We start from the raw sequence: 23,830 nt of genomic DNA on the forward strand, positions 1-23,830 counted from the left end.
GGACGCCGATTGTAATATGCGCGCCACGCCCCAAGCGGACTTTGCGTTAGATCAAGAAGTTGCAATTAAATCGCGGATTGTCCGTTTGTTCAGGTTCGGCGTCACTCCTGGTCGAAGCCGGCCGCCATGGTCATCCGAACCAGTTGCGGCAGGCTGCGCGCCCGCATCTTGGCCATCACGTTGGCGCGGTGGACTTCAACCGTCCGGGGGCTGATGTCGAGATCGTAGGCGATCGACTTGTTCGGCAAGCCGGCAACGACTGCCAAAAGGACCTGGCGCTCGCGATCGCTGAGCGACTGGAGGCGGCTCAACACTTCCTGCACCTCGGTCACTTCCGTCGGCTTTTCGACGAGAAGCTTGGCAGCCCGCTCGATTGCTTCGATGATGGTCGTATCGTCGAACGGTTTTTCGATGAAATCGACAGCGCCGGCCTTCATTGCTTCCACTGCCATTGCCACGTCGCCGTGGCCGGTTATGAAGATCACAGGCATCCGGATCTTCTGGGCGGCGAGTGACCTGATCAGCTCGAGACCCCCGATATCGGGCATCCTGAGGTCGCTGATGAGCAGGGCGTTGCGAGTTCCGGGCGCAAATTTCAGGAAGGCTGTCGCGCTTTCATGCACGCGCACGGCAAATCCGTTCATCGTCAGCATGAAGGCGAGCGACTTGCGCACCGGCTCCTCATCGTCGACGATATGCACCACGTAGTCAGCGGTCGGCATTCTCTTCGTCCTCCTTGTACAACGGCAGCGTGAACCGGAACGTGGCACCTCCGGCGACATTTCGGGTGACCACCATCTCACCGTCATGGGCTTCGATAATACGTTTGCATATCGAAAGTCCGATTCCCATACCACCCGCCTTGGTCGTCACGAATGGCTTGAACAATTGGGCCTCGATCTCCTCCGCAATCCCGGGGCCTGTGTCTTCGACGACCACAGCCACGTGCTCGTCGTCCTGGACCAGCGTGCGGATCGTGAGCTCTTTCCGCTCACTGTCGCGCATCGCTTCGATTGCGTTGCGCATCAGATTGGTCAGGACCTGCTGGATCTGGATCTTGTCAGCGACGACGATTTCCGGGCCGTCGTTGAATTCGAACATCGTCCGCACGCCGTTTTCCCGAGAGCCGACCAAGGCCAGAGCCGCGGCTTCTTCAATCAGCCGGCGTATGTTGTGGGGTGCTTTCTCCGTTTCACCCTTCGTCACGAATTCGCGCAGGTGCTTGATGATCTGCCCGGCGCGGAGCGATTGGTTGCCGGCTTCCTTCAGCGCGTCTCGCAATCGCGACGCCATGTCGTCGTCCATGTCCCGCAGGAGTCTTGCGCAGCCGTGGACATAATTCGCGATGGCCGAAAGCGGTTGGTTCAGTTCATGGGCAAGGGTCGAGGCCATTTCACCCATCTCGTTCAGTCGCGCGAGACGGGCAACTTCACCCTGCATTTCCTGCAATCGTGCCGCCGATTCGGCGCGTTCGGTAAGATCTCGCACGAAGCCGGTATAGAAGGTCTCGCCACCCGACCGGGTTTCGCCAACGGCAAGCTTCATCGGGAAGGTGGAGCCATCCTTGCGACGGCCGACCACGACGCGATCCCGGCCGATAATCCGCTTCTCGCCGGTGCGCGCGTAGCGCTCGAGATAGCCGTCATGCTCCCTGTGGTAGGGCTCCGGCATGAGGATACGCAGGTTGCGTCCGACGACCTCGTCTTCCGTATATCCGAACTGGCGAACGGCCGCGGAATTGAAGGAGACGATGATGCCTTCCTTGGTAATGACGATAGTGGCATCGAGCACGGTGTCGAGGATCGATCGCAGATGCGCCTCGCGAACCTCGGCCTTGGCCTGGGTCTTTGCGATGATGATCCGGGCGATATGCAGGACCTTGCCGGTGACGGCGATTGCCAGGCTGGTCAGAGCGACCACTCTCAGTTCCGCCGAGGTCGCGCTGACGGGTGACAGTTCCTTCAACGCCCAGACACCGATTACGGAGAGGATTGCGGCGACCACGCCCGGTCTCAAGCCTCCGATGACGGAGGCGAAGATGATCGACGGCACGAAAAAGAAGTAGATCCCCTTGCCGTTCATGGGAACGGACAGAGCCAGACGAACTGCAAAGCCGACCAGGAAGCCGACGACAGCAAGGAGATAGACCTCACCACGGGTGAAATCACGTTTCTGAATGAACTGTACGAAGCGTTCGGTGCGCCCGGTCATTTCGCTTAGGATCATCGCTCATCCTACTGAAAAGGCGATCGACAGGCGCGCGGAGAGACGGGCGCGGATGTCTTGAACGCGTTGTAGCACAGGCTTAAATGCAGCGTCCAACGGGCAAATCGGGGAGGGGTCTTCATACACATGCTTTTCACCATATGTCAGAGAAACCACGCATTCGCTCCGGAACCCTGTTCATCCCGGCGTGCAATTGATCGGTAAACCCGATAAGGCTGGGCCTTGGCCTAAACATTCCGCTAGGTTATCAACCAGAATCAGACTGGTAACACACACGCAGCCATGGCTGCTGCCGGAGAATTTGATATGTCGACCGTAGCCGCCGAAGCAAATGAAGGGCGCGCCGCACCGATCAAGGTTTTGTTCGTAGAAGACGAAGCCCTGATCCGCATCTCTACAGCCGATTTCCTGCAGGATGCCGGCATGGGCGTCGTCGAAGCCGGCACAGCGGGTGAGGCGCTAGGCCTTGCCTCCGAGCAGCCGGTCGATATCCTGGTTACCGACGTGCATCTGCCCGACATGACAGGCCTGCAACTGACCATCAAACTCCGCGCCCAATTTCCGGATCTCCCGGTCATCTTCGCGACGGGCGATCGCAATGTCGAAGGCGCCGAAGGCCTGTCGCGTTCGGGCCTGGTGACCAAGCCCTATGACTACGACAGCCTTGTCTCGCTGATCCGCTCCATGGTCTCGGCCGGCTGACCGGCGGAACCGGCCGTTAGATCCGGCCATCCGCCTCCACGATCATCTTCGTCAGGCTGCCATCCGCGGGAAACAGCGGGATGAGGCATGCCTGCAGCGCGTGATAGATGTCGCCCTTGCCGGGAAAAAGTGTGTGAGCCGGGACCAGATCTTCCGTCAGTTCCTCGTGCCAGCCGCCGTTCTTGTGGTCGATGAACTTGTTGGCGATGGTGCCCCAGATCAGCCTGTAGCTGTCTTCGTAGAAGCTGTCGGCCGGCAGATGCTGGTTGATGAAATGCGCAGCGCCAGCGCCCTCGCACATCGGCCACCAGAGCTTGTTGGTCTTGGCGGGCTTGTCGTCCCAGTCGAGTGTGTAGAAAAAGCCGCCTTTTTCCTTGTCCCAGCCGAGTGACATGGCCTGCACGAACAGGTTCTTGGCCGCATCCGGCATCCAGGCGTGCTTCTTGTCGCCGAGCGTCCACAGTTGCAGCGTCAGTCTTGCCCATTCCAGCCAGTGGCCGGGCGTCGTGCCGGCCGGGCGGAACATCTCGTCCTGGTGGTAGTAGTTCTTGTCGATCTGCCAGTCGCTGTCGAAATGCTCGGCGACGCGGAAGCCGACGCTGCCGGCGAGGCGCCTGATCACGAGGTCTGCAATGCTTTCGGCCTTGTCCAGATAATGCCGTTCGCCGGTTGCCTCAAAGGCCGCCATCAGCGCTTCAGTCAGGTGCATGTTAGAGTTCTGGCCACGGTAGCTGCCGCCGTCGATGGGGGACCAGTCGGGCGCGAATTCTTCGGCAATGGCGCCGTGTTCGATATTCCAGAACCGGGTCTCCAGCACGTCGGTGACGTCGGCGAGCATCGCGTCGGCGAGCGGATGGCCAACGACTTTTGCGGAGGATGCGGCGAGAAGCACGAAAGCGTGGCCGTAACCCTGCTTGTTGCTGTCGGCCGGGCCATCGTCGTTCATCGACCAGGCATAGCCGCCATGTGTCTGGTCGCGGTGACCGTTCCAGAGAAAATTCATGCCGTGGTCGATCAGGTCGCCTGACCCCGGACGTCCGAGCAGATAGGCGATCGAATAGCAGTGTACCATGCGGGCAGACGCGTGAATGCCGCGAACGGGATTGTCCAGGGGGAGCGGGTTGCCGGTGGGGTCGAGATCGAAGAAGCCGCCCTTGGGATTGATGGCTCTGTGCTGGAAGAAATCGAACAGGCCGTCAGCCTGTTGCAGTAGCCAGCGCCGGTGGTAAGGCAGATCGCTCCAGAATTTCGATACCTGGCCCACGTCGCTCATGCTTCTCTCCCTTTTGCTTTCGGCTTCAAGGCTATACCGTCAGGAGTATGGCCTGTCATCGACAATTCGTTTATTGCTCACGGCACAGAGGCTGGACATCATATAAACGCATCTTTATATGATTATGAATACCGTTTGATGCTGTTCAGGAGTGTGTCCCTTGTTTGATGAACTCTTCGGTCCCGAAGGCGATCGCCGCGACGGCGCGGAAATCCTTGCAGCCCTGAAAGCGGCCGCACGCGAACGCATTCTCGTGATAGATGGCGCCATGGGCACCCAGATCCAGGGGCTCGGCTTCAACGAAGACCATTTTCGTGGAGAACGCTTCATTGGTTGCGCCTGTCACCAGCAGGGCAACAACGACCTTCTGATTCTCTCGCAGCCCCAGGCGATCGAGGATATCCACTATCGTTACGCCAAGGCCGGCGCCGATATTCTCGAAACCAACACCTTTTCTTCCACCCGTATCGCGCAGGCGGATTACGAGATGGAAGGCGCCGTCTACGATCTCAACCGCGATGGGGCACGGCTTGCCCGCCGCGCCGCGATCCGCGCCGAAAAGGAAGACGGCCGCCGCCGTTTCGTGGCCGGCGCTATCGGCCCGACCAACCGGACGGCCTCGATTTCTCCTGATGTCAACAATCCAGGCTACCGCGCTGTCTCCTTCGACGACCTGCGGATTGCCTATGGCGAGCAGATCGACGGTCTGATCGACGGCGGTGCAGATATCATCCTGATCGAAACGATCTTCGACACGCTCAACGCCAAGGCCGCGATCTTTGCCTGCGAGGAGCGCTTCGAGGCGAAGGGTATTCGCCTGCCGGTCATGATCTCGGGTACGATCACCGACCTTTCCGGTCGTACGCTGTCCGGCCAGACGCCGTCCGCGTTCTGGAACTCGGTGCGCCATTCGAACCCGTTCACGATCGGCCTCAACTGCGCGCTTGGCGCAGATGCCATGCGGCCGCACCTCCAGGAATTGTCGGGCGTTTCCGACACGTTCATCTGCGCCTATCCGAATGCTGGTCTCCCCAACGAGTTTGGCCAGTATGACGAGACGCCTGAGATGATGGCGAAGCAGGTCGAGGAATTTGCCCGCGAAGGTCTGGTCAATGTCGTCGGCGGCTGCTGCGGCTCCACGCCGGAGCATATCCGCGCGATTGCCGATGCAGTCTCCAAGCACAAGCCGCGCGAGATCCCGGAGCATTCGCCGTTCATGTCGCTGTCGGGCCTCGAGCCCTTCACGCTGACCAAGGACATTCCGTTCGTGAATGTCGGCGAACGCACCAACGTCACCGGTTCGGCTAAATTCCGCAAGCTGATCACCGCCGGAGATTATGCGGCAGCGCTGGTCGTTGCCCGCGACCAGGTAGAGAACGGCGCGCAAGTCATCGACATCAACATGGACGAGGGCCTGATCGATTCGGGCCAGGCGATGATCGAGTTTCTCAACCTGATCGCCGCCGAGCCGGATATCGCGCGCGTTCCCGTCATGATCGACAGCTCGAAGTTCGAGATCATCGAAGGCGGACTGAAATGCGTTCAGGGCAAGCCGATCGTCAACTCGATCTCTCTCAAGGAAGGCGAGGAAAAGTTTCTGGCGCAGGCCAAGCTGATCCGCAATTACGGCGCAGCTGTCGTGGTCATGGCGTTCGACGAGACCGGCCAGGCGGATACCTATGACCGAAAGGTCGAGATCTGCAGCCGCGCCTACAAGATCCTGACCGAGCAGGCGGGCTTTCCGCCCGAGGACATCATCTTCGATCCGAACGTGTTTGCGGTGGCGACCGGGATCGAGGAACACAACAATTACGGCGTCGATTTCATCGAGGCGACGCGGACGATCCGCGAGCGCATGCCGCTTGTGCATATTTCCGGCGGCGTTTCGAACCTGTCCTTCTCGTTCCGCGGCAACGAGCCGGTGCGCGAGGCGATGCATGCCGTGTTCCTGTACCATGCCATTCAGGCGGGCATGGATATGGGCATCGTCAACGCTGGGCAGCTGGCGATCTACGAGAACATCGATCCGGAACTGCGCGAGGCCTGCGAGGACGTGGTGCTGAACCGCCGCGCAGACGGGACTGAGCGGCTTCTGGAAGTGGCCGAAAAATATCGTGGCGGCCCCGGCAAGGAAGCCAGGGTCCAGGATCTCGCCTGGCGCGAGCGTTCGGTCGAAGAACGGCTGTCGCATGCGCTGGTCAACGGCATTACCGAATTTATCGACGCCGATACGGAAGAGGCGCGGCTGCAAGCCGCGCGTCCGCTGCACGTCATCGAGGGGCCGCTGATGGCCGGCATGAATGTCGTCGGCGATCTGTTCGGTTCGGGCAAGATGTTCCTGCCGCAGGTGGTGAAATCCGCCCGCGTAATGAAGCAGGCGGTCGCGGTGCTGCTGCCTTACATGGAAGAGGAAAAGCGCCTCAACGGCGGCGACCAGCGCAAGACGGCCGGCAAGATCCTGATGGCGACTGTCAAGGGCGACGTCCACGATATCGGCAAGAACATCGTCGGCGTCGTGCTCGCCTGCAACAATTACGAGATCGTCGATCTCGGCGTGATGGTACCGGCGACGAAGATCCTCGAAACGGCAATTGCCGAGCAGGTCGATATCATCGGCCTGTCGGGCCTGATCACGCCGTCGCTCGACGAAATGGTGCATGTGGCAGCCGAAATGGAGCGGCAGGGTTTCAACGTGCCGCTGCTGATCGGCGGCGCCACGACCAGCCGGGTTCATACAGCCGTCAAGATCCATCCACGCTATGAGCGGGGCCAGGCGGTCTATGTCACGGATGCCTCGCGCGCCGTCGGCGTCGTCTCGGCGCTTTTGTCGCCGGATGCCAAGGATGGCTATGTCGAGACGATCCGCGGCGAATATGCCAAGGTCGCCGCGGCGCATGCCCGGTCGGAAGCGGACAAGAAGCGGCTTCCAATCGAGCGTGCCCGCGCCAATGCCGAGAAGGTCGACTGGACATCCTACGATCCGAAGCCACCGCAGTTCTTCGGCACGAAAGTGTTCGAAGGCTACGATCTGGCGGAGCTCGCGACCTATATCGACTGGACGCCGTTTTTCCAGACATGGGAACTGAAGGGGCGCTATCCGGCCATTCTCGAAGACGAGAAGCAGGGCGAGGCCGCGCGTCATCTGTTTGCGGATGCGCAGGCGATGCTTCAAAAAATCATTGCGGAGAAGTGGTTCCGGCCCCAGGCGGTGATCGGCTTCTGGCCGGCCAACGCTGTCGGCGACGACATCAAGCTGTATACCGACGAGACGCGCAGCACGGAGCTCGAGACGCTGTTCACGCTGCGCCAGCAGCTGTCCAAGCGCGACGGCCGGCCGAACGTGGCGCTGTCGGATTTCGTGGCGCCGGTTTCGAGCGGCAAGGCCGATTATGTCGGCGGCTTCGTGGTGACAGCAGGTATCGAGGAAGTAGCGATTGCCGAACGGTTCGAGCGGGCAAACGACGACTACTCGTCGATCCTGGTCAAGGCTCTGGCCGACCGGTTTGCGGAAGCGTTTGCCGAACGCATGCACCAGCGCGTGCGCCAGGAATACTGGGGCTATGCGCCGGACGAGACGCTCACGAGCGACGAGTTGATTCACGAGCAGTATGCGGGCATCCGTCCGGCGCCCGGCTACCCAGCGCAACCCGACCATACGGAAAAGGAAACGCTGTTCAGGCTGCTCGACGCCACCAAGGCGACAGGTGTGACGCTGACCGAAAGCTATGCGATGTGGCCGGGATCATCCGTCTCTGGCTTTTATATCGGCCATCCCGCCAGCTACTATTTCGGCGTCGCCAAGGTGGAGCGGGACCAGGTCGAGGATTACGCGTCGCGCAAGGGCATGGCGATCGAAGAGGTCGAACGCTGGCTCGGGCCTGTGCTCAACTATATCACGACCAATGTGGCGGCGGTGGAAGACGCCGCTTAGGCGGTCTGCTGCCATGTTCACAGATTGAATCAAGAAGCCGGCAAGTTGAATCACTTGCCGGCTTCTTCCGTTTGATATTGCGGTCTTGTTAGCGATCAAGCATTCGCCACTCGCGGCGCGCTGCGCCTATTCCTTGACCACCAGCAGGTCGCTTGCGGCGAAACGCAGGGTCACTGTTTCGCCTGGCTGCGGCAGCACCTTGTCCGGCGCGTTGAACATGTCGAAGGATATCTGGTTGCCGCCGACCGTGACCTTGGTGCGCACGACGGAGCCAAGGAAATGCGTCGAGACGACGGTGCCGGTCAAAGCCGTATCGCCCGTGGCGCTCTCCGAAAGCGAACCAGCTTCAGGACGCAGCGCGATCGAAACGGTGTCGCCTTGGTTCAAGGCGCCGATCGGTTCGCGCAGCGTGATGATGTTGTCGCCGATGCGGATGGTGTTGGCGGCTGGATCGGCGACGATCGCATCGATGATGTTGAGCGTGCCGACAAACGATGCGACGAAGCGGGTGGCCGGGCGGTTGTAGATCTCCGACGGCGTGCCGATCTGGTCGGCGCGACCGGCGTTCATGACGACGATCCGATCCGAGATGGACAGTGCTTCTTCCTGATCGTGGGTGACGAAGACCGTGGTGATGCCGAGCTTCATCTGGATCTGGCGGATCTCCTCACGCAGGGATACGCGGATCTTTGCGTCGAGCGCCGACAGCGGTTCATCCAGCAGCAGGACCTGCGGTTTCGGCGCGAGCGCACGCGCCAGCGCGACGCGCTGCTGCTGGCCGCCGGACATCTGGTACGGGTAGCGGTCGGCCAAATGTTCGAGGCCGATCAGCTTCAGCATTTCCTTCACGCGGGCGTCGATATCCGCCTTCGACATGCCAGCGACCTTGAGGCCGAAGGCGACGTTGTCGAACACGCTCATGTTGGGAAACAGGGCATAGGCCTGGAACACCATGCCGATATTGCGCTGGCTGGTTTTCAGGCCCGACTGGTTGCGGCCGTTGATGAAGATCGTGCCGTCGCTCGGGTTCTCGAACCCGGCGATCATCCTCAGAACCGTGGTCTTGCCGCAACCGGACGGTCCGAGAAAGGAGACAAATTCCCCTTTCTCGATCGCCATATGGAAGTCCTTGACGACCTGCGTCTGGCCGAAGCTTTTCTTGATACCGTCGAGAACGAGAAACGACATGAGGTGAAAATCCTTGAGGCGCAGTCCCTAAGCCCGGGAGGGTGCCATCTTGCTGAAACGGGAAACGAGCTGGAGCAGGCCCATCGAAAGCCAGGTGATTGCAAAGGCGATCACGGCGAGCGCCGAAGGCTCATAGGCCTTATTGGCGCCCACGAGCTGGAGATAGGGACCGAATGCGGGTCGGTTGAGGAGGGCGGCCATGGTGAACTCGCCCATCACGATCGCGAAGGTGATGAAGGCGCCCGACAGCACGCCCGACATCACGTTCGGGAAGATGCAGCGAAACAGGATCGTCGGCCATTTGGCGCCAAGGATTTCCGCCGCTTCCGTGAGGGTTCGAACGTCGATGGTGCGCATCGCCGTATCGACCGAGCGATACATGTAGGGCAGCGACAGGGTGATGTAGGACATGACCAGAAGCACGTTGGTGCCGAAGGTCGAACCGGTGAACGGGATGTAGGACGACGAATTGTAGAGCCGGAGGTAGCCGAAGACGATGACGATCGCCGGGATGACCAGCGGCATCAAGGTGATGAACTCCATCACCGGACGCATCTGCGGAACGCGGAGCCTGACCCAGTAGGCCGTCGGCACAATCAGCAGCATGCCGAAAATGATGGTGAGCAGCGCCATCAGCATGGAGAAGCCGAAGGTTGCCCGGAAGGCGGCATCCGAAAACACCGAGTCGTAGGCATCGAACGAGTATTCGCCGCGCCGCATGCGCAACGAGAATTCAAACGTGCCGATCAGCGGCACGAAAAAGTAGATGACGCCGATGGCGATGGCGAGCCAGGCGAAGAATTTTGTCATCTTCATCTCGCGCATCCTCACTTCTGCCAGCGTTCGGCGCGCATGCGCAGCCAGATGTACAAGACGTTGGAGGCGCCGGTGATGACGATCATGCCGAGTGCCAGCGCATAGCCGAGGTTCGGATTGTGCAGTACGTCGCCGCGGATTTGCGCATAAAGCAGGATCGGCACGATGTTGAGCGAGGAGCCGGTCAGCGCATAGGCCGTGGCGATCGCGCCGAAGGCGTTGGCGAACAGAAGCAGGCTGGTGCCGAGGAGGCTTGGCCACAGGATCGGCATCGCCACCATGCGCCAATATTGCCAGGTGGATGCGCCGAGGATCTCGGAGGCTTCACGCCACTCCTTCTTCAGACCGTCGAGTGCCGGGGTCAGGATCAGCACCATCAGCGGGATCTGGAAGAACATGTAGGTGAGGGTCAAGCCCACGAAGGAGAGGAGATTGAAGCCGGTCGAATAGAGATTGAAGCCGAACCAGTCGCGCATGAAGACGGTCACGAGCCCTGTGCGGCCGAGCGTGGCGATAAAGGCGAAGGCGAGGGGCACGCCGGCAAAGTTCGAGGCGACACCGGAGAAAGTCAGGAGGCTCGATCGGATCCAGGACGGCAGGCCACCAAGAACGATTGCCCAAGCGAGCGCAAAGCCGATGATCGCGCCACCGAGCGATGAGGCGAAGGAGACCTTGATCGAGATCCAGTAGGCCGAAAGGATTGTCGGCGTGAACAGGTCTGCGATATTCTTGAAGGTGAACGTTCCCTCGGGCGTGAAGAAGGCGCCGACGACGAGATAGAAAGTCGGGACGATCAGAAACATCAACGCGAAGATCATGAACGGCGCGACGCCGAGCCAATCGACGACGGTACGGCGGTCGATGAAGGACGATGATGCGGTGGACATGAATCCGGTGTTTCTGTCGGAGGAGGAAAAAGGCCTCCCCGCGCCCATAAAAGCGGAGCGGGAAGGCCGTCTAGGCTAGATTACTTGACGTTGGCGCCGACCACGGAATCCCACTTCGTGGTGATCGCGGTCTTGCCGGCAGCCTGCTCTTCGAGTGTCGGGAATACGGCCTTCTCATAGGACGCGGCCGGCGGCAGGGCGTCGAGCAGTGCCTTCGGGATCTTGTTGTTCTTGGCAAGATCGTTGAACCGGATCGGGTGGCAATAGCCCTTCAGCCAACCGAGCTGACCTTCGTCGGAATAGAGGTATTCCATCCACAGCTTGGCAGCGTTCGGATGCGGTGCGAAAGCGGAGATCGCCTGCACATAAACGCCCGCGACGACGCCCGACTGCGGAACGACGACTTCGTAAGGCGGGTTGCCCTTCAGGCTTTCGCCCCAGGACAGAGCGTTGTAGTCCCAGGCGATGATGATCGGGGTGGAGCCCTGTGCGAACGGGGCAGCCTTGCCGATGACCGGAACGAAGTTGCCGGCCTTGTTGAGTTCTGCGAAGAACTTCAGGCCTTCTTCGCCAGCCTTGGCGGCATCGCCCTTAGCGGCGGAGAGACCGGCAGCATAGACGCCCTGGACAGCCTGGTTTGCAGAGCGCGGGTCGCCGGCGAGTGCGACGGCGTTCGCGTAGTCGGACTTCAGAAGATCCTTCCAGTCCTTCGGCGATTCCTTGACGAGATCCTTGTTCACCATGAACGCGAGAACGCCGTAATAGTCGCCGTACCAATAGCCTTCAGCATCCTTGGCTTCAGCCGGGATCGAGTCCCAGGTGGAAACCTTGTAAGGCTGGATCAGGCCTTCGGCCTTGGCGGACGGGCCGAAGGACAGACCAACGTCGATCACGTCAGGAGCCTGCGGGCCCTTGTTGCCCTTGTTGGCCTTGATGGCTTCGATTTCGTCGCCCGAGCTCGCGTCCGGGTTCAGTTCGTTGACTTCGATTCCGTACTTTGCCTTGAAGCCGGCGATCACGTCGCCGTAGCCGCACCAGCTGTGGGGCAGGGCGATGGTGGTCAGCGCGCCTTCCTTCTTGGCGGCGGCGATCAGTTCCGCGCTCGGCTCGGCTGCTGCAAGGCTGGTGGAAGCGATGAGGACTGCTGTCGTCAGAGACAGCAGACGATGGGCGTTCTTGAGCACGGGTGTCCTCCTGGGGTTGAGCGTCTCGGCGCGACTCGTAGAGCCATTGTGTGTATCGTATGTGACAGCGCGCATTCCAAGCGCATGCTAGAAATCAGGCCTGTATTTCAGGAATTTAGAAGATATCCCTCACCAATTGAATCCGTTTGTCCGGAGGGAACTGCGCTCGGACACGGCAATCGTGTTTGCCCTGTCATCACTGGTCAATCCTGCCGGTCATAAGAAAGCCGTTCCCTCCGGTCTGCGCCGGTTTGTGACAGGATTAACATTCGTTTCCAGGACCGAGTCAACGGGGCCTATGGAGGAGATCTGAAATTACCGTTGACGACGCGGCGGAAGTGAAGAATTCTCGTCGTGGTTAATGCGTGTTCATACTTCACGAAATCGCTTCAAGACCGATGTCGGCGTGATCAAAGGACAGTCATCGCGTCCGGCACTGACTTCACGACCTAGACTATGAACGAGTTTATTCGAAACGAAGCCGCCTACGGTCGAGGCAGGCTTTCGACGGGCCGGTGTGGGAACTCTCCAGCCGGTTTACTGAAAGACCAAGGGAACAGCCAGAGCTGCGGGATACCGACACCGACAAAAGCGGGCGGATCCGGAATGGACGGGGACGGCGGGCCGGACGGCCTCGCTGCCTATTTCTTTGATCAGGAGAGAAGGCATGGAAAGTTCATCAGCGGGCGTCAGCTACAAGAAGGCGGATGCTGCCTATTTCGAAAAGCGCGGGCTTTCGCGCTATGCAGGGGTCTGGTCGCTTTGGGCGCTCGGCGTCGGCGCCGTCATCTCAGGGCATTTCTCGGGCTGGAATTTCGGTTTCGCGACCGGCGGATGGGGAGGGATGCTGGTTGCCGGCATCATCATCGCCGTCATGTATCTCGGCCTGACGTTCTCGATCGCCGAGATGAGCCCGGCGCTGCCGCACACGGGTGCTGCCTATTCCTTTGCGCGAACGGCGATGGGACCCTGGGGCGGCTTCATTACAGGGCTCTGCGAGAACGTCGAATACGTGCTCACGCCCGCCGTCATCGTTACCTTCATTACGGCCTATGTGAATTCGATCCTCGGCCTCGATCCCGTCTACTCGCCGATCCTGTGGATCCTGTTCTACATCATCTTCCTAGCGCTCAACGTGTTCGGCCTCGAACTGTCGTTCAAGGTGACGCTGGTCATCACGATCGTTTCGCTGGCGGTGCTGGTGTTCTTCTGGGTCAGCGCCATCCCCAACATGGACTTTTCCCGCTGGGCGCTGAACATCGGCGTCGGACCTGATGGTGCAGCGATCGAACTGCCTGAAGGCAATGGCGACTGGTTCCCGTTCGGGATCACAGGCGTGCTTGCAACGCTTCCCTTCGCGGTCTGGCTGTTCCTTGCCATCGAACAGTTGCCGCTGGCGGCAGAAGAATCGGTCGATCCGAAGCGTGACATGCCGAAGGGCATCATCCTCGGCATGATGACGCTGATGCTGTCGGCCTTCATGATTGTGCTCCTCAATCCTTCTCTGCCGGGTGTCGGCGCCTTTCATCTGAGTACGGCGCTGGAGCCGCTTCTCGACGGGTTCAAGTCCGTTTATGGCGACGGAGGCGTCGTTATCCTCGGTCTGGTGGCGCTGACGGGTCTGATCGCCAGCTTCCATACGATCCTCTATGCACAGGGTCGCCAGATCTACTCGCTCTCGAGGGCCGGCTATTTCCCGACGGCGCTCTCGGTCACGCATCCGACCTACAAGACGCCTACGTTGCGATGCTGGCTGGAGCGCTGGTCGGTCTTGCCGTGATGCTGGTCATCTGGTTTTCGCTCGGTGCAGAAGCAGGTGGCAGCGCCATCGGCAGCGTGTTGCTCAACATGGCGGTGTTCGGCGCGATGTTCTCCTACATCATGCAGGCGATCTCGTTCATCATCCTGCGCAAGAAACTGCCCAATATCGAGCGGCCGTTCCGGTCTCCACTGGGCATCCCGGGTGCCGTCCTGACGATCGTCATCGCCGTGGTGACGCTTCTCTATCAGGTTCAGGATCCCAACTTCTTCAAGGGCGTCGTCTGGGTGGTGATCTGGTTTGCAGTCGCGATCGCCTATTTCGCGCTTGTTGGCCGCCATCGTCTGATCCTTTCGCCGGAAGAAGAGTTCGCGATGGAGCACAAGCAGGCGGCGGCGCTGGTCTGATCCCCAGACATCCGTGATCAACACGTGGCCCGCGATCGCTTCGCGGGCCACATTTGCGTTCTCAGCCTTTTTAGGTCGGCATGCTGAAATGTGACAGGCAATATGCGTTAACCCTTAATTTACGTCTCGTTAACCAAGTTCATGAAGAATACGTTAACTGCGCATGAAGCGGCGTGGTGGTGAGCGATGCGGCTCTATTTCATCAAGGACCGAGAATGCCCGTAATTTCATTTGCCAATGCCAAGGGCGGTGCCGGCAAGACGACTGCAGCCCTGCTGCTTGCCACGGAACTCGCCCACCAGGGATTTCGCATCACGATCATCGATGCCGATCCGCAGAAGTGGATCAGCCAGTGGTGCGAGATCTCCGGCCCCGTGCCCAACCTCTCGGTGATTTCAGAAGTCACGACGGCGTCGCTTCCATGCCACCTGCGCGAGATGGCATCTTCGACCGACTACTTCATCATCGATCTTGCCGGCGCGCGAGACGCGCTGGTAACCACTGCAATCGGGCTTTCCAACCACGTCATCATCCCGGTCCAGGGCTCGGCGATGGATGCGAAGGGCGCAGCACAGATTCTCGATCTGCTCGCGCAGATGAAGGACAAGGCCAAGCTCGACATTCCCCATTCCGTCGTCCTTACCCGTGTCACCTCGATGGTGACGACGCGCGCCATGCTGGCGATCAAGGGGTTGCTGGCGGCCAAGGGCGTCAATGTGCTGGAGACGTCGATCGGCGAACGGGTCGCGTTCAAGGAATTGTTCGAGACCGGCGGAACCCTGCACACGCTCGACGCGACAAAGGTCAGCAATGTCGACAAGGCAAAAGACAATGCGCGCAGTTTCGCTCAGGAAGTGATGCGCATGATGCCTGTCCGCGTCGTGCGCTCGATGGGATCGAAACTGTTTCCGTTTCGCCGAAACGCCGCCTGAAGCCAATTCAACGTAGCCATAAAAAAAGCCTCTCCGGTTTGCCGGAGAGGCTTTTTGCGTTGTTAAGTCTGGCAAAACCTACTCGAGGAATTCGACGGTCGTGCCGGGCTTGACCATCTTGGCAAGTTCCGTCGCATCCCAATTGGTGAGGCGCACGCAGCCGTGGCTGTTGGTCTTGCCGATCTTGGAAGGCTCCGGCGTGCCGTGAATGCCGTAGGTGGGTTTCGACAAGGCGATCCAGACCGTGCCAACCGGGCCGTTCGGACCCGGAGGGATCTGCAGGATCTGGGTGTTGTTGCCCTGTGTGAAGTTGATCTTCGGATTGTAGGTGTAGCCCGGATCGAGCGCGATGCGCTGGACGGTATGGTTGCCCGACGGCGATGGCGTATCGCTCGAACCGATCGTGGCCGGATAAGCCGAAATCAGAACGCCGTCTTCACCGTAGGCGAAGACCTGCTTGCGATACTTGTCGGCAACGATCCGCGTCACCTGTCCGGTCTTCGGCGTGCCGGGGTTGATCACCTTGATGGTCATGCCGGGAATGGTGAAGTCGACGTTCGGGTTGAGCGACTTCAGGTAGTTCTCATCCATGTGGAACTGCTCAGCGAGCTTTTCGGTCACGGATGTGTAGGACATAGCCGGCAGAGTGGCCTTGTGAGCGTAGTCTTCCGGGATAGACGCAACATATGGTCCGGCAGCGTCCGCGGCCGTGATCGTATAATCGATGATCGGCAGGCCGCCCGAATAGGTCAGGCGCTGCATGATGTCTTCGGAATTGTTCGGATCAAGCGTCTCGCCGGTCATTTCCTGCCAGGCGGCGATCGCCTTGTTGACGTTGTCGCCAAGATGGCCGTCGATCACACCCGGCGAAATGCCCTCGCGGTCAAGAAACACCTGGAGTGCGGCGATCTCGGCCTGCGGCTTCTTAGTGACGGTGATGACCGGTTTGGCATCATGCTGCGGTGCCGGAAGCTGCGAGCCCGCATTCGGGTCGATCGAGGCTTCTTCGGGCTCGGAATAGTTCTCGTCGATGCCGGGAAGTGCATCGTTGGTAAGTGGCTCGCGGGTAATCGAACCGGGGCCGGCAATCGACCCGGTCACGGCACCCGGTTCTTCGCCGGGACGATACTGGCGGTAATCCTGATATCCGCCCTGGTCTTGCGGATACTGATCCTGCGGTTGATAGACGGTGTCGCGACGGTTGCGGTAGCCACTCGGTGCCGGCGGATATTCCGCCTGCTGGGGGCGGTAGGCATCCTGGCGCGTTTCGGTCGCAACGATGTTTCCGCGGCGATCGAGATAGACGCGGCGGCCCATACCGTCGCGGCTGATCACCACGTCGCGCGGATCCGGCATGTAGTCGAGTATGGCGCCGTCAGGTGCCACGAGGGTCGTCTGCTGCTGATAGCGATATCCGCTCTGAGCCTGCGCCGACGATGGCCCGAAGGCTGCTGATATTGCCATTAGGCTGATACTTGCGAGAATGAGACGCTTCACGTTTCCACCGAAAGAAATTATTCCGTCTACGGTAAGCGGGGGAATGCGCATATGGTTCCCGACTCCGTATCTGGTGCCATAGACAACGTAATTTCGACTTTACCGTGAGAAAAGTGAATTCGTTATGAACCGATGGTAAATTCGATCACGATCCGGCGAGAGGCGCCGTGAGGGAGGTTTTATGAAAGCGTTTTCAGCAGGAAACGGGCCGAAGCTCACCCTGGACGAGGCGTCTGTGCTGGATATCGGCGCGTGTTTCGTCGGCGGCATCGACATTGCGCCCGGCCGGGCCATTCCCGACGACGGCGATCCGCGAATCGATCACTCGCTGGAAGGGTTTTTGTTTACCTGCGGTCCCGACCACATCCGTCATCCCGAACCCATACCCGGTCGTCCCGATGGCGCGAAGTTTCCGCTGCACGGCTCCTTCTCGTCGCACCCGGCCGAGATCGTGTTCTGGGATATGGAGGATGCCGAATGCCGGGCGCGCATCGCGGTTGCCACGGCCGACGGAGGATCGGCGCTTCTGGAGCGCCACTGGCGGATCGATGGTGTGACCGGCGAAGTCTGCCTGTCCGACAGGGTGACGAACACCGGCACGAAAGCCATCGCCCGGGTCCACATGTACCATATGAATATCGGGGCCTGGCTGCTGGACGACAATGTTCGTCTTTCGGGCGCGATGTTCGAGCAAAAAGACATGGCCTGGAATTTCGGACCGGAGCCGGGAAGCGTATTCTGCGTAGAGGCGAAGGGTGAGGGCGATGCTGATCCCTGGGCGGAAGTGGCATTGGGGCCGATCGCGGCGCTCGGTGGTCTGACGCTCAAGGTGCGTTTCAGGACCCACACGCTTCCATACCTGCAGATGTGGCGCAACCAGAAGGCTCCGGCGCATGTGCTGGGGATCGAGCCCGTCTCGCACCGGCTGGCGAGCCGCAGCGAACTTGAAGCGTCCGGCGAGCTGAAATGGCTCCAACCCGGCGAAAGCGCCGACTACGGCTTGAGCTTCGTGTTTGCGTAAAAGGCCGCTTGGCGATTGACGCTCCCGAGGGTGCATCGTAAAGCTTGCGCCCTATCGAGAATGGAGGCTCTGCCATGGATATCCGCGAGATCAACGACGAATACTCGGTCTCAGGCCAGATCACGGTCGAAGACCTCGATCAGATCAAGGCGCTCGGCTTCAAGTCCATCGTCTGCAACCGCCCCGACGAGGAAGAGTCCGGCCAGCCGGATTTTGCCGCGATCGAGGCACGCGCCAAGGAGCTCGGTCTCGACATCCGCCATATCCCGGTCGGCCGCATGGGCCTGACACCGGAAGGCGTGACCGAGATGGTCGACGTGCTCGAAGATTTCCCCAAGCCGATGCTCGGCTATTGCCGCTCGGGCGCACGCTCCACGGCAATCTACGAACAGAGCTCGCGCCTGCGCGGCTGATCGGTCCCAAGCCTTTTCCACGCAGGGTCGCGGCTTGCCGCGTCCTGCATTTCCGAAGCTCAGCATTCAGGAGCATTTTATGAGCATTCAGCGTATCGAGCCCGGCGCCCGCATGAGCGGCGCCGTCGTCCATGGCAACACCGTCTATCTGGCCGGCCAGGTTGGCGACGGCGACAGCGTTACCGACCAGTGCAAGGACGCGCTCGCCGAAGTCGATCGTCTGCTGGCCGCTGCCGGTTCCGACAAGTCGAAGATCCTGCAGACCCTGATCTATCTTTCCGACATCGCGGATTTCGCTGAAATGAACGCCGCCTGGGAAGCATGGGTCGACCCTGCCAACACACCGGCCCGCGCCACCAGCGAAGCCAAGCTGGCTGCGCCAAAATACAAGGTCGAATTCATCGTTACCGCGGCGATCTGATCGCTCGGTTCATACGGACATGAAAAAAGGGGGCCAGTTTTCACCGGCCCCCTTTTTGTATTGACGATCGCTCAGGATCACGGCTCGCCCGGCGTCATGCCGATGAAGTAGTAGGCCGCGAGCGCGAGACCGATGAAGAAGATGACGGCGACGAAGGTCGTCATGCCGCCCAGTGCTTTGCGTTTTGTGTCATTTGCCATGCGCCATCAACGGCTTGGCCGGCGAAATGTTCCGCCGGCTGACTTCGCAGATGCCTCAGTTCCTGTTGCGGATCTGGGTCAGCGTTTTCGCCGGCGTGATCGCTTCCGGATCGAGCCTGACTTCGATGATGGCCGGCTTTCCGCTTTCGCGGGCACGCAGGTAGGCCGGACCGAAATCCTGCGTCTTCTCGACCAGCTCGCCATGACCACCGAAGGCTTGCGCATAGGCGACGAAATCCGGATTGACGAGATCCGTCGCCGAGACGCGGCCCGGATATTCCCGTTCCTGATGCATGCGGATCGTGCCGTAGATGCCGTTGTTGACGAGCACTGTGATGATCGGCAATCCGTAGCGGACCGCGGTGATGAATTCCTGGCCGTGCATCATGAAGCAGCCATCGCCAGCAAAGCAGACGACTTCGCGTTCCGGAAACAGCTGCTTGGCGGCAACCGCCGCCGGAAGGCCGTAGCCCATCGATCCTGATGTCGGTGCCGACTGGGTGTTGTATTTCCGGAACCGGTGGTACCGGTGCACCCAGGTGGCGTAGTTGCCGGCACCATTGGTGAAGATCGCGTCGGTCGGAACGTTTTCCTCGATCCAGGCCATGATCGGTCCCATGTGGACGTTGCCGGGGCCGCTTTTCGGAGGGGTCGACCATTTCAGGTAGGAATCGTGCATCGACGATTTGCGCTCGGTCCAGAGCGGCAGCGCCGGCGATTGCAGATCCTTAATGGCCGCGACGAATTCCGCCGGTGCCGCGCAGATCGCCAGATCCGGGCGGTACATACGGCCAAGCTCTTCCGGATCCGGGTAGACATGGACCAGGGTCTGCTTGGGGTAGGGAATGTCGAGCAGCGTATAGGACGAGGACGGCATTTCCGACATGCGGGCGCCGATGAGGATCAGCAGATCGCTATCCTTGATCTCATAGGCAAGCGCCGGGTTGATGCCGATACCAACATCGCCGGCATAGGATGGGTGGAGGTGATCAAACAGCATCTGGCGACGGAAGGAGCAGCCGACCGGAAGTTTGAAGCGGCTGGCGAAATCCTGGAAGTCCGAGACCGTCTTCTCGTCCCAGCGGGTGCCGCCAAGGATCACCATCGGCCGCCTTGCATTGCGCAGCATCTCGTCTAAGGTCGCGATCTGGCTCTTGCCGGGATGGCTTTCGACCGGCGTATAGGGGCGGGCCTGAACCGCCTCGACCGCTTCCGTCAGCATGTCCTCCGGCAGTGTCAGCACGACCGGGCCGGGGCGGCCGGAGGTAGCAACGGCAAAGGCGCGGGTGACGAATTCCGGAATGCGGCGGGCATCGTCGATTTCGCCGACCCATTTGGCGAATTCGGTAAAGGCGCGCCGGTATTCGACTTCCTGGAAGGCTTCGCGTTCCTTCATGTCGCGGCCGATCTGGCCGATGAACAGGATCATCGGGATCGAATCCTGCTTGGCGATGTGAAGCCCAGCCGACGCGTTGGTGGCGCCCGGACCGCGGGTGACCATGCAGATGCCGGGTTCGCCCGTCAGGCGACCCCAGCTGTCCGCCATCATCGCCGCGCCGCCTTCCTGGCGGCAAACGAGAACCTCGATACCGCTTTCATAGAGCGCGTCGAGCACGGCAAGATAGCTCTCGCCCGGAACGCAGGACACTCTGCTCACCCCGTTTGCCTTCAGTGCCTCGACGATCAGTTCTCCACCCGTCTTCATCGATTGCGCTCCTTCTCGATCATGTTCAGTTCGGCAAGAATTTCGGCCGTGTGCTCGCCCACGTTCGGGCTTGGCCGGTGATAGGCAAGCGGCGTCTCCGATAGCACGATCGGGCTGCGGACGCCGGGAATGATGGTGCCGTCGGCTGCCTCCAGATCGACACGCAGGCCGCGCGCCTTGACCTGGGGATCCTCGAACATTTCGCCGATCGAATTGATCGGTCCGACAGGCACGGCATTGTCGCCGCAGGCGGACAAGAGATCAGCCTTGGTCCACTTGATCGTCTCGGCGATCAGGAGACTGCGGACCTCGATCCGGTGCGCGACGCGCGCCTTGTTGGTGGAAAACCGCTCGTCATCCGCGACGTGCTCGATGCCGAGAATTCGGCAGAAACGGCGGAACTGTCCGTCATTTCCAACGGCGAGAATGATGTAGCCGTCCTGCACGTTGATCACCTCGTAAGGAGAGATGTTCGGATGGGCGTTGCCGAGGCGGACCGGCGAGATGCCTGATATCAGGTAGTTCATGTTCTGGTTGGCAAGGACCGCCGACATGACATCGAGCAGCGCCATGTCGATATGCTGGCCTTCGCCCGTCCTCATGACGTGGATCAGCGCGCTCTGGATGGCGGTGACGGAATAGATGCCGGTAAAGATGTCGGCGATGGCGACGCCCGACTTCATCGGCTGGCCGTCGGGTTCGCCAGTGATCGACATGAAGCCGGACATGCCCTGGACGATATAGTCGTAGCCGGCAAGGCTCGCATAGGGCCCGTCCTGGCCGAAACCGGTAATCGAGCAATAGACCAGTTTCGGATTGATCGCCTTCAGGCTCTCGTAGTCGAGCCCGTATTTGTTGAGGCCGCCGACCTTGAAGTTCTCGATCAGGACGTCCGACTGCGCGGCGAGGCGGCGGACGATGTCCTGGCCTTCTTCGGTCTTGAGATCGACCGCGATCGACCGCTTTCCCCGGTTGGTCGAATGGTAATAGGCGGCAGAGAGGTTTTCGCCGTCGATGCTTTCGACGAAGGGAGGGCCCCAGGCGCGGGTATCATCGCCGCCATCAGGGTTTTCGACCTTGACCACATCGGCACCCATATCGGCCAGCATCTGGCCGGCCCAGGGGCCTGCGAGCACGCGGGCCAGTTCGAGAACGCGAATGCCGGCAAGCGGCGGCTTTTTCTTCGGCTCATCCATGATCAGGGGCTTACCACTGTGTTTTCGCTGTTGGTGACGGGCTTGAGCGAGGCGGCGCGGCGTTCGCGCCAGATGATGTAGAGGCCTGACCCGATGATGATGGAGATGCCGAGCCATTTGACCGGATCCGGGAAATCACCGAACACCAGCCAGCCCAGCAAAGTGGCCGAGACGATCTCGAAATACTGAAGCGGCGCAATGACCGAGGCGGGCGCGGCGCGATAGGCATAGACGGCAAGCAGGCCGGAGAGGGCAGCGACGGTGCCGACGCCGACCATCCATGTGGTCGTCGTCAAATCGGGGACCGAGGGGGCCATAAATTCGATGCCGCTGACATGACCGATCAGGAGGAGGGCACCTGATATCGGAATTCCCCAGAGCGACATCTGAAACTGCATCGACCATGGGTTTTCGCGATGGGCGAGCGCCCGCGTCATCAGGGCGAAGACGGCGACGCCGAAAGCTGTGACCACGGGCAATACCGCGATATAGCCAATTTCCTGGAAGCTCGGGCGGATGACGATCATCGCGCCCAGGAAGCCGACGCCGCAAGCCGTGTAGCGCCGCCAGCCGATGATTTCCTTGAGGAAGATCGACGACATGACGGTGAGGATAATCGGCTCGACGAAGAAGATCGCGACGGCATCGGCAACTTCCATGACGGCGAGCGTTGCGACGAAGCAGATCATCGAGAGCGTGATCACGGCCGCGCGGATGGCGTGATAGAAACTGAGCTCCCAGGAGAAATTGCGCCATGACCCGGTCCACAGCACGATCGGCAGCATGCAAAGGCCCTGGACGATGAAGCGCACCATCGTGATGAGCGTTGGGGAGGCGTTGGCAGTCGCAAGCTTGGAAAACACGTCGATCAGCGGCGTGATCAGCATGGCAAGCAGCATCAGGCCCATGCCGGCGGAAATGCCGGACGCTTGCAGAGCAGGTCTCGTATGCGCATGCGGTGACGTCATGGCGAAGCTATACCTTCGGCATTCTCCGAGCGCACTTGAGGAAATGTCATGAACTCATTCCGTTTGCTTGCGGGTATCGCGCGACGGATCTGAGCGACGCGAGGTGAGCGTTTTCGCCCATTCGGCGCAGGCGTTGGTCGCGCGGTCGCGGACGCGATCGTTCAGGGTCTCGTGGCGGGTTTGCGGGTAGATGATCGTCTCGACATTGTGCATGCCGCGTTTCTGGAACCTGTCCGCGAGCCAGCGGATGGCGCGCCCTCCATCCGTCGCCGGATCGTCCGTGCCACCGACCAGATTGACCGGCAAGTCGGCGGGCAGGCGGTCCAGAAGCGCGGGTCCCCGGTAGGACATCTCGAAGATGTCGAGCCAGAGCGAGACGCTGGCATCGAAACCGCAGAGCGGGTCGGCAACATAGGCATCGACTTCGGTTTGGTCGTGGCTCAGCCAGTCGAAATCCGTGCGATGGCCGGGGATCGATTTTCCCCATGCCCCGAAAGTGAGTTTCGGCAGATGCGTGCTTGGAACATCAGACCCTTTCAGCGCGCGCTCGACAAGCAGAATTGCCTGGGCACCGCGCCCGGCAAGGCCTGGATCGAAGTTGGAGTTCCAGACGGCAATCCCGTCGAAGGCCTGCGGATAATCGATCGCGGCATTGAGGGCGATGAGGCCGCCCATCGAATGCCCGACGAGAATGATCGGCAGGTCCGGATGGGCATCAGCCGCGAGATCGCGAACCGCTTTCACATCCGCAGTTACATGCCTTGCACCGTTGCGCAAAGCAAAGCGGCCGAGCGGTATGCCGGGTGCCGTGGTCTCGCCATGGCCGCGGTGGTCGGGCGCATAGACATGAAAACCGTGCGTCGCCATCGCTTCGGCAAACCGCCGGTAACGGCGGGAATGGTCGGCGAGACCGTGCAAGACGAGGATGACGCCACGGCCGTCCGATGTCGCGGGTTGATGATGAAATGCTATGCGTGCGCCCGTCGAACTATTGAGCCAGTTGGTTGTGTCAAACATCGCTATTCCTGCGGCACCGACGCTGTCAGTCGCTTGTCCTGCCCGGCCGCTTCTCCCGTTCGATCTTTCGCAGAGGCAATCCGGTAG

General features: G+C 60.5%; 19 protein-coding genes and 1 pseudogene. 7 read left to right on the plus strand and 13 right to left on the minus strand.

The annotated features are described in order from the left end of the window. Window positions 1-101: 101 nt before the first annotated feature. Window positions 102-722, minus strand: coding sequence for a response regulator FixJ (gene fixJ, locus ACQY1L_RS05105; protein WP_062456050.1), 621 nt, complete (start codon window positions 720-722; stop codon window positions 102-104). After that, entirely contained in the window at window positions 709-2,226 is a 1,518-nt protein-coding gene (locus ACQY1L_RS05110; protein WP_281400861.1) for a PAS domain-containing sensor histidine kinase, read from the minus strand. Before ACQY1L_RS05110 ends, fixJ begins: the two co-directional genes overlap by 14 nt. A 306-nt stretch (window positions 2,227-2,532) precedes the next feature. On the opposite strand from ACQY1L_RS05110, the gene ACQY1L_RS05115 reads away from it, so the two are divergent. Further along, window positions 2,533-2,928 (plus strand): response regulator, encoded by a 396-nt coding sequence (locus ACQY1L_RS05115; RefSeq protein WP_062456056.1) that lies wholly within the window; start codon window positions 2,533-2,535, stop codon window positions 2,926-2,928. 16 nt (window positions 2,929-2,944) lie between these two features. Here the strand turns inward: ACQY1L_RS05115 and ACQY1L_RS05120 are convergent, their stop codons facing one another. Next, on the minus strand, window positions 2,945-4,201 hold the full coding sequence (locus tag ACQY1L_RS05120) for an AGE family epimerase/isomerase (RefSeq protein ID WP_430243134.1): 1,257 nt from the start codon (window positions 4,199-4,201) through the stop codon (window positions 2,945-2,947). A 160-nt stretch (window positions 4,202-4,361) separates the two neighbouring features. Here ACQY1L_RS05120 and metH point away from each other — a divergent pair, with 160 nt between their 5' ends. Beyond that, the gene (gene metH, locus ACQY1L_RS05125) at window positions 4,362-8,132 is read left to right on the plus strand and encodes a methionine synthase (RefSeq protein WP_430243136.1); all 3,771 of its coding nucleotides are present in this window, start codon (window positions 4,362-4,364) and stop codon (window positions 8,130-8,132) included. Between the two features lie 126 nt (window positions 8,133-8,258). Here the strand turns inward: metH and ACQY1L_RS05130 are convergent, their stop codons facing one another. The 4 genes from ACQY1L_RS05130 to ACQY1L_RS05145 form a co-directional block, all read right to left on the minus strand. Then, window positions 8,259-9,320, minus strand: a complete 1,062-nt coding sequence (locus ACQY1L_RS05130) for an ABC transporter ATP-binding protein (protein WP_430243138.1) — start codon at window positions 9,318-9,320, stop codon at window positions 8,259-8,261. A gap of 27 nt (window positions 9,321-9,347) precedes the next feature. Then, entirely contained in the window at window positions 9,348-10,136 is a 789-nt protein-coding gene (locus ACQY1L_RS05135; protein WP_113167065.1) for an ABC transporter permease, read from the minus strand. An 11-nt stretch (window positions 10,137-10,147) separates the two neighbouring features. Continuing rightward, window positions 10,148-11,023, minus strand: coding sequence for an ABC transporter permease (locus tag ACQY1L_RS05140; RefSeq protein WP_113110683.1), 876 nt, complete (start codon window positions 11,021-11,023; stop codon window positions 10,148-10,150). An 80-nt stretch (window positions 11,024-11,103) separates the two neighbouring features. Further along, window positions 11,104-12,207 carry an ABC transporter substrate-binding protein gene (locus tag ACQY1L_RS05145; RefSeq protein ID WP_062581155.1) on the minus strand — a complete coding sequence of 368 codons (1,104 nt, stop codon included), beginning with the start codon at window positions 12,205-12,207 and terminating at the stop codon, window positions 11,104-11,106. A gap of 667 nt (window positions 12,208-12,874) precedes the next feature. Between ACQY1L_RS05145 and ACQY1L_RS05150 the strand changes: the two are divergent. Continuing rightward, a pseudogene (locus ACQY1L_RS05150) lies at window positions 12,875-14,373 on the plus strand (amino acid permease). A 215-nt stretch (window positions 14,374-14,588) separates the two neighbouring features. Then, window positions 14,589-15,305 carry a ParA family protein gene (locus ACQY1L_RS05155; protein WP_062456077.1) on the plus strand — a complete coding sequence of 239 codons (717 nt, stop codon included), beginning with the start codon at window positions 14,589-14,591 and terminating at the stop codon, window positions 15,303-15,305. 78 nt (window positions 15,306-15,383) lie between these two features. Here ACQY1L_RS05155 and ACQY1L_RS05160 read toward each other — a convergent pair whose 3' ends face one another. Beyond that, entirely contained in the window at window positions 15,384-16,802 is a 1,419-nt protein-coding gene (locus tag ACQY1L_RS05160) for a L,D-transpeptidase (RefSeq protein ID WP_174196496.1), read from the minus strand. Window positions 16,803-16,983: 181 nt separating this feature from the next. Here ACQY1L_RS05160 and ACQY1L_RS05165 point away from each other — a divergent pair, with 181 nt between their 5' ends. The 3 genes from ACQY1L_RS05165 to ACQY1L_RS05175 all read left to right on the plus strand — a co-directional run bounded on the left by ACQY1L_RS05165 (window position 16,984) and on the right by ACQY1L_RS05175 (window position 18,657). Beyond that, window positions 16,984-17,823 carry a DUF4432 family protein gene (locus ACQY1L_RS05165; protein ID WP_430243142.1) on the plus strand — a complete coding sequence of 280 codons (840 nt, stop codon included), beginning with the start codon at window positions 16,984-16,986 and terminating at the stop codon, window positions 17,821-17,823. 74 nt (window positions 17,824-17,897) lie between these two features. After that, window positions 17,898-18,236, plus strand: a complete 339-nt coding sequence (locus ACQY1L_RS05170) for a TIGR01244 family sulfur transferase (RefSeq protein WP_430243144.1) — start codon at window positions 17,898-17,900, stop codon at window positions 18,234-18,236. Between the two features lie 79 nt (window positions 18,237-18,315). Beyond that, a complete protein-coding gene (locus ACQY1L_RS05175; RefSeq protein ID WP_430243146.1) occupies window positions 18,316-18,657 on the plus strand; it encodes a RidA family protein in 342 nt (113 codons plus the stop codon). A gap of 77 nt (window positions 18,658-18,734) precedes the next feature. Here the strand turns inward: ACQY1L_RS05175 and ACQY1L_RS05180 are convergent, their stop codons facing one another. From ACQY1L_RS05180 to ACQY1L_RS05200, 5 genes are read right to left on the minus strand one after another with little or no spacing between them, the layout of a single operon-like run. Then, window positions 18,735-18,857: a hypothetical protein gene (locus tag ACQY1L_RS05180; RefSeq protein WP_256413794.1), complete on the minus strand. Its 123-nt coding sequence runs from the start codon at window positions 18,855-18,857 to the stop codon at window positions 18,735-18,737. A 55-nt stretch (window positions 18,858-18,912) separates the two neighbouring features. Further along, the gene (locus ACQY1L_RS05185) at window positions 18,913-20,562 is read right to left on the minus strand and encodes a thiamine pyrophosphate-binding protein (RefSeq protein WP_430243148.1); all 1,650 of its coding nucleotides are present in this window, start codon (window positions 20,560-20,562) and stop codon (window positions 18,913-18,915) included. Then, window positions 20,559-21,758: a CaiB/BaiF CoA transferase family protein gene (locus ACQY1L_RS05190; RefSeq protein WP_430261979.1), complete on the minus strand. Its 1,200-nt coding sequence runs from the start codon at window positions 21,756-21,758 to the stop codon at window positions 20,559-20,561. The genes ACQY1L_RS05185 and ACQY1L_RS05190 overlap by 4 nt, the downstream gene beginning before the upstream one ends. Before the next feature lie 2 nt (window positions 21,759-21,760). Next, the gene (locus ACQY1L_RS05195) at window positions 21,761-22,726 is read right to left on the minus strand and encodes a DMT family transporter (RefSeq protein WP_430243152.1); all 966 of its coding nucleotides are present in this window, start codon (window positions 22,724-22,726) and stop codon (window positions 21,761-21,763) included. 54 nt (window positions 22,727-22,780) lie between these two features. Then, the gene (locus ACQY1L_RS05200; RefSeq protein WP_430243154.1) at window positions 22,781-23,743 is read right to left on the minus strand and encodes an alpha/beta fold hydrolase; all 963 of its coding nucleotides are present in this window, start codon (window positions 23,741-23,743) and stop codon (window positions 22,781-22,783) included. Window positions 23,744-23,830: the final 87 nt, after the last annotated feature.

Source organism: Neorhizobium sp. DAR64862/K0K3, assembly GCF_050500185.1.
GTDB classification, from domain to species: domain Bacteria; phylum Pseudomonadota; class Alphaproteobacteria; order Rhizobiales; family Rhizobiaceae; genus Neorhizobium; species Neorhizobium soli.

What these genes read in the sequence shown, in the direction of transcription:
- fixJ (WP_062456050.1), bottom strand. Translation starts at nt 722, where the DNA reads ATGCCGACCGCTGACTACGTGGTGCATATCGTCGACGATGAGGAGCCG.
- ACQY1L_RS05110 (WP_281400861.1), bottom strand. Translation starts at nt 2,226, where the DNA reads ATGATCCTAAGCGAAATGACCGGGCGCACCGAACGCTTCGTACAGTTC.
- ACQY1L_RS05115 (WP_062456056.1), top strand. Translation starts at nt 2,533, where the DNA reads ATGTCGACCGTAGCCGCCGAAGCAAATGAAGGGCGCGCCGCACCGATC.
- ACQY1L_RS05120 (WP_430243134.1), bottom strand. Translation starts at nt 4,201, where the DNA reads ATGAGCGACGTGGGCCAGGTATCGAAATTCTGGAGCGATCTGCCTTAC.
- ACQY1L_RS05130 (WP_430243138.1), bottom strand. Translation starts at nt 9,320, where the DNA reads ATGTCGTTTCTCGTTCTCGACGGTATCAAGAAAAGCTTCGGCCAGACG.
- ACQY1L_RS05135 (WP_113167065.1), bottom strand. Translation starts at nt 10,136, where the DNA reads ATGAAGATGACAAAATTCTTCGCCTGGCTCGCCATCGCCATCGGCGTC.
- ACQY1L_RS05140 (WP_113110683.1), bottom strand. Translation starts at nt 11,023, where the DNA reads ATGTCCACCGCATCATCGTCCTTCATCGACCGCCGTACCGTCGTCGAT.
- ACQY1L_RS05155 (WP_062456077.1), top strand. Translation starts at nt 14,589, where the DNA reads ATGCCCGTAATTTCATTTGCCAATGCCAAGGGCGGTGCCGGCAAGACG.
- ACQY1L_RS05165 (WP_430243142.1), top strand. Translation starts at nt 16,984, where the DNA reads ATGAAAGCGTTTTCAGCAGGAAACGGGCCGAAGCTCACCCTGGACGAG.
- ACQY1L_RS05170 (WP_430243144.1), top strand. Translation starts at nt 17,898, where the DNA reads ATGGATATCCGCGAGATCAACGACGAATACTCGGTCTCAGGCCAGATC.
- ACQY1L_RS05175 (WP_430243146.1), top strand. Translation starts at nt 18,316, where the DNA reads ATGAGCATTCAGCGTATCGAGCCCGGCGCCCGCATGAGCGGCGCCGTC.
- ACQY1L_RS05180 (WP_256413794.1), bottom strand. Translation starts at nt 18,857, where the DNA reads ATGGCAAATGACACAAAACGCAAAGCACTGGGCGGCATGACGACCTTC.
- ACQY1L_RS05185 (WP_430243148.1), bottom strand. Translation starts at nt 20,562, where the DNA reads ATGAAGACGGGTGGAGAACTGATCGTCGAGGCACTGAAGGCAAACGGG.
- ACQY1L_RS05190 (WP_430261979.1), bottom strand. Translation starts at nt 21,758, where the DNA reads ATGGATGAGCCGAAGAAAAAGCCGCCGCTTGCCGGCATTCGCGTTCTC.
- ACQY1L_RS05195 (WP_430243152.1), bottom strand. Translation starts at nt 22,726, where the DNA reads ATGACGTCACCGCATGCGCATACGAGACCTGCTCTGCAAGCGTCCGGC.
- ACQY1L_RS05200 (WP_430243154.1), bottom strand. Translation starts at nt 23,743, where the DNA reads ATGTTTGACACAACCAACTGGCTCAATAGTTCGACGGGCGCACGCATA.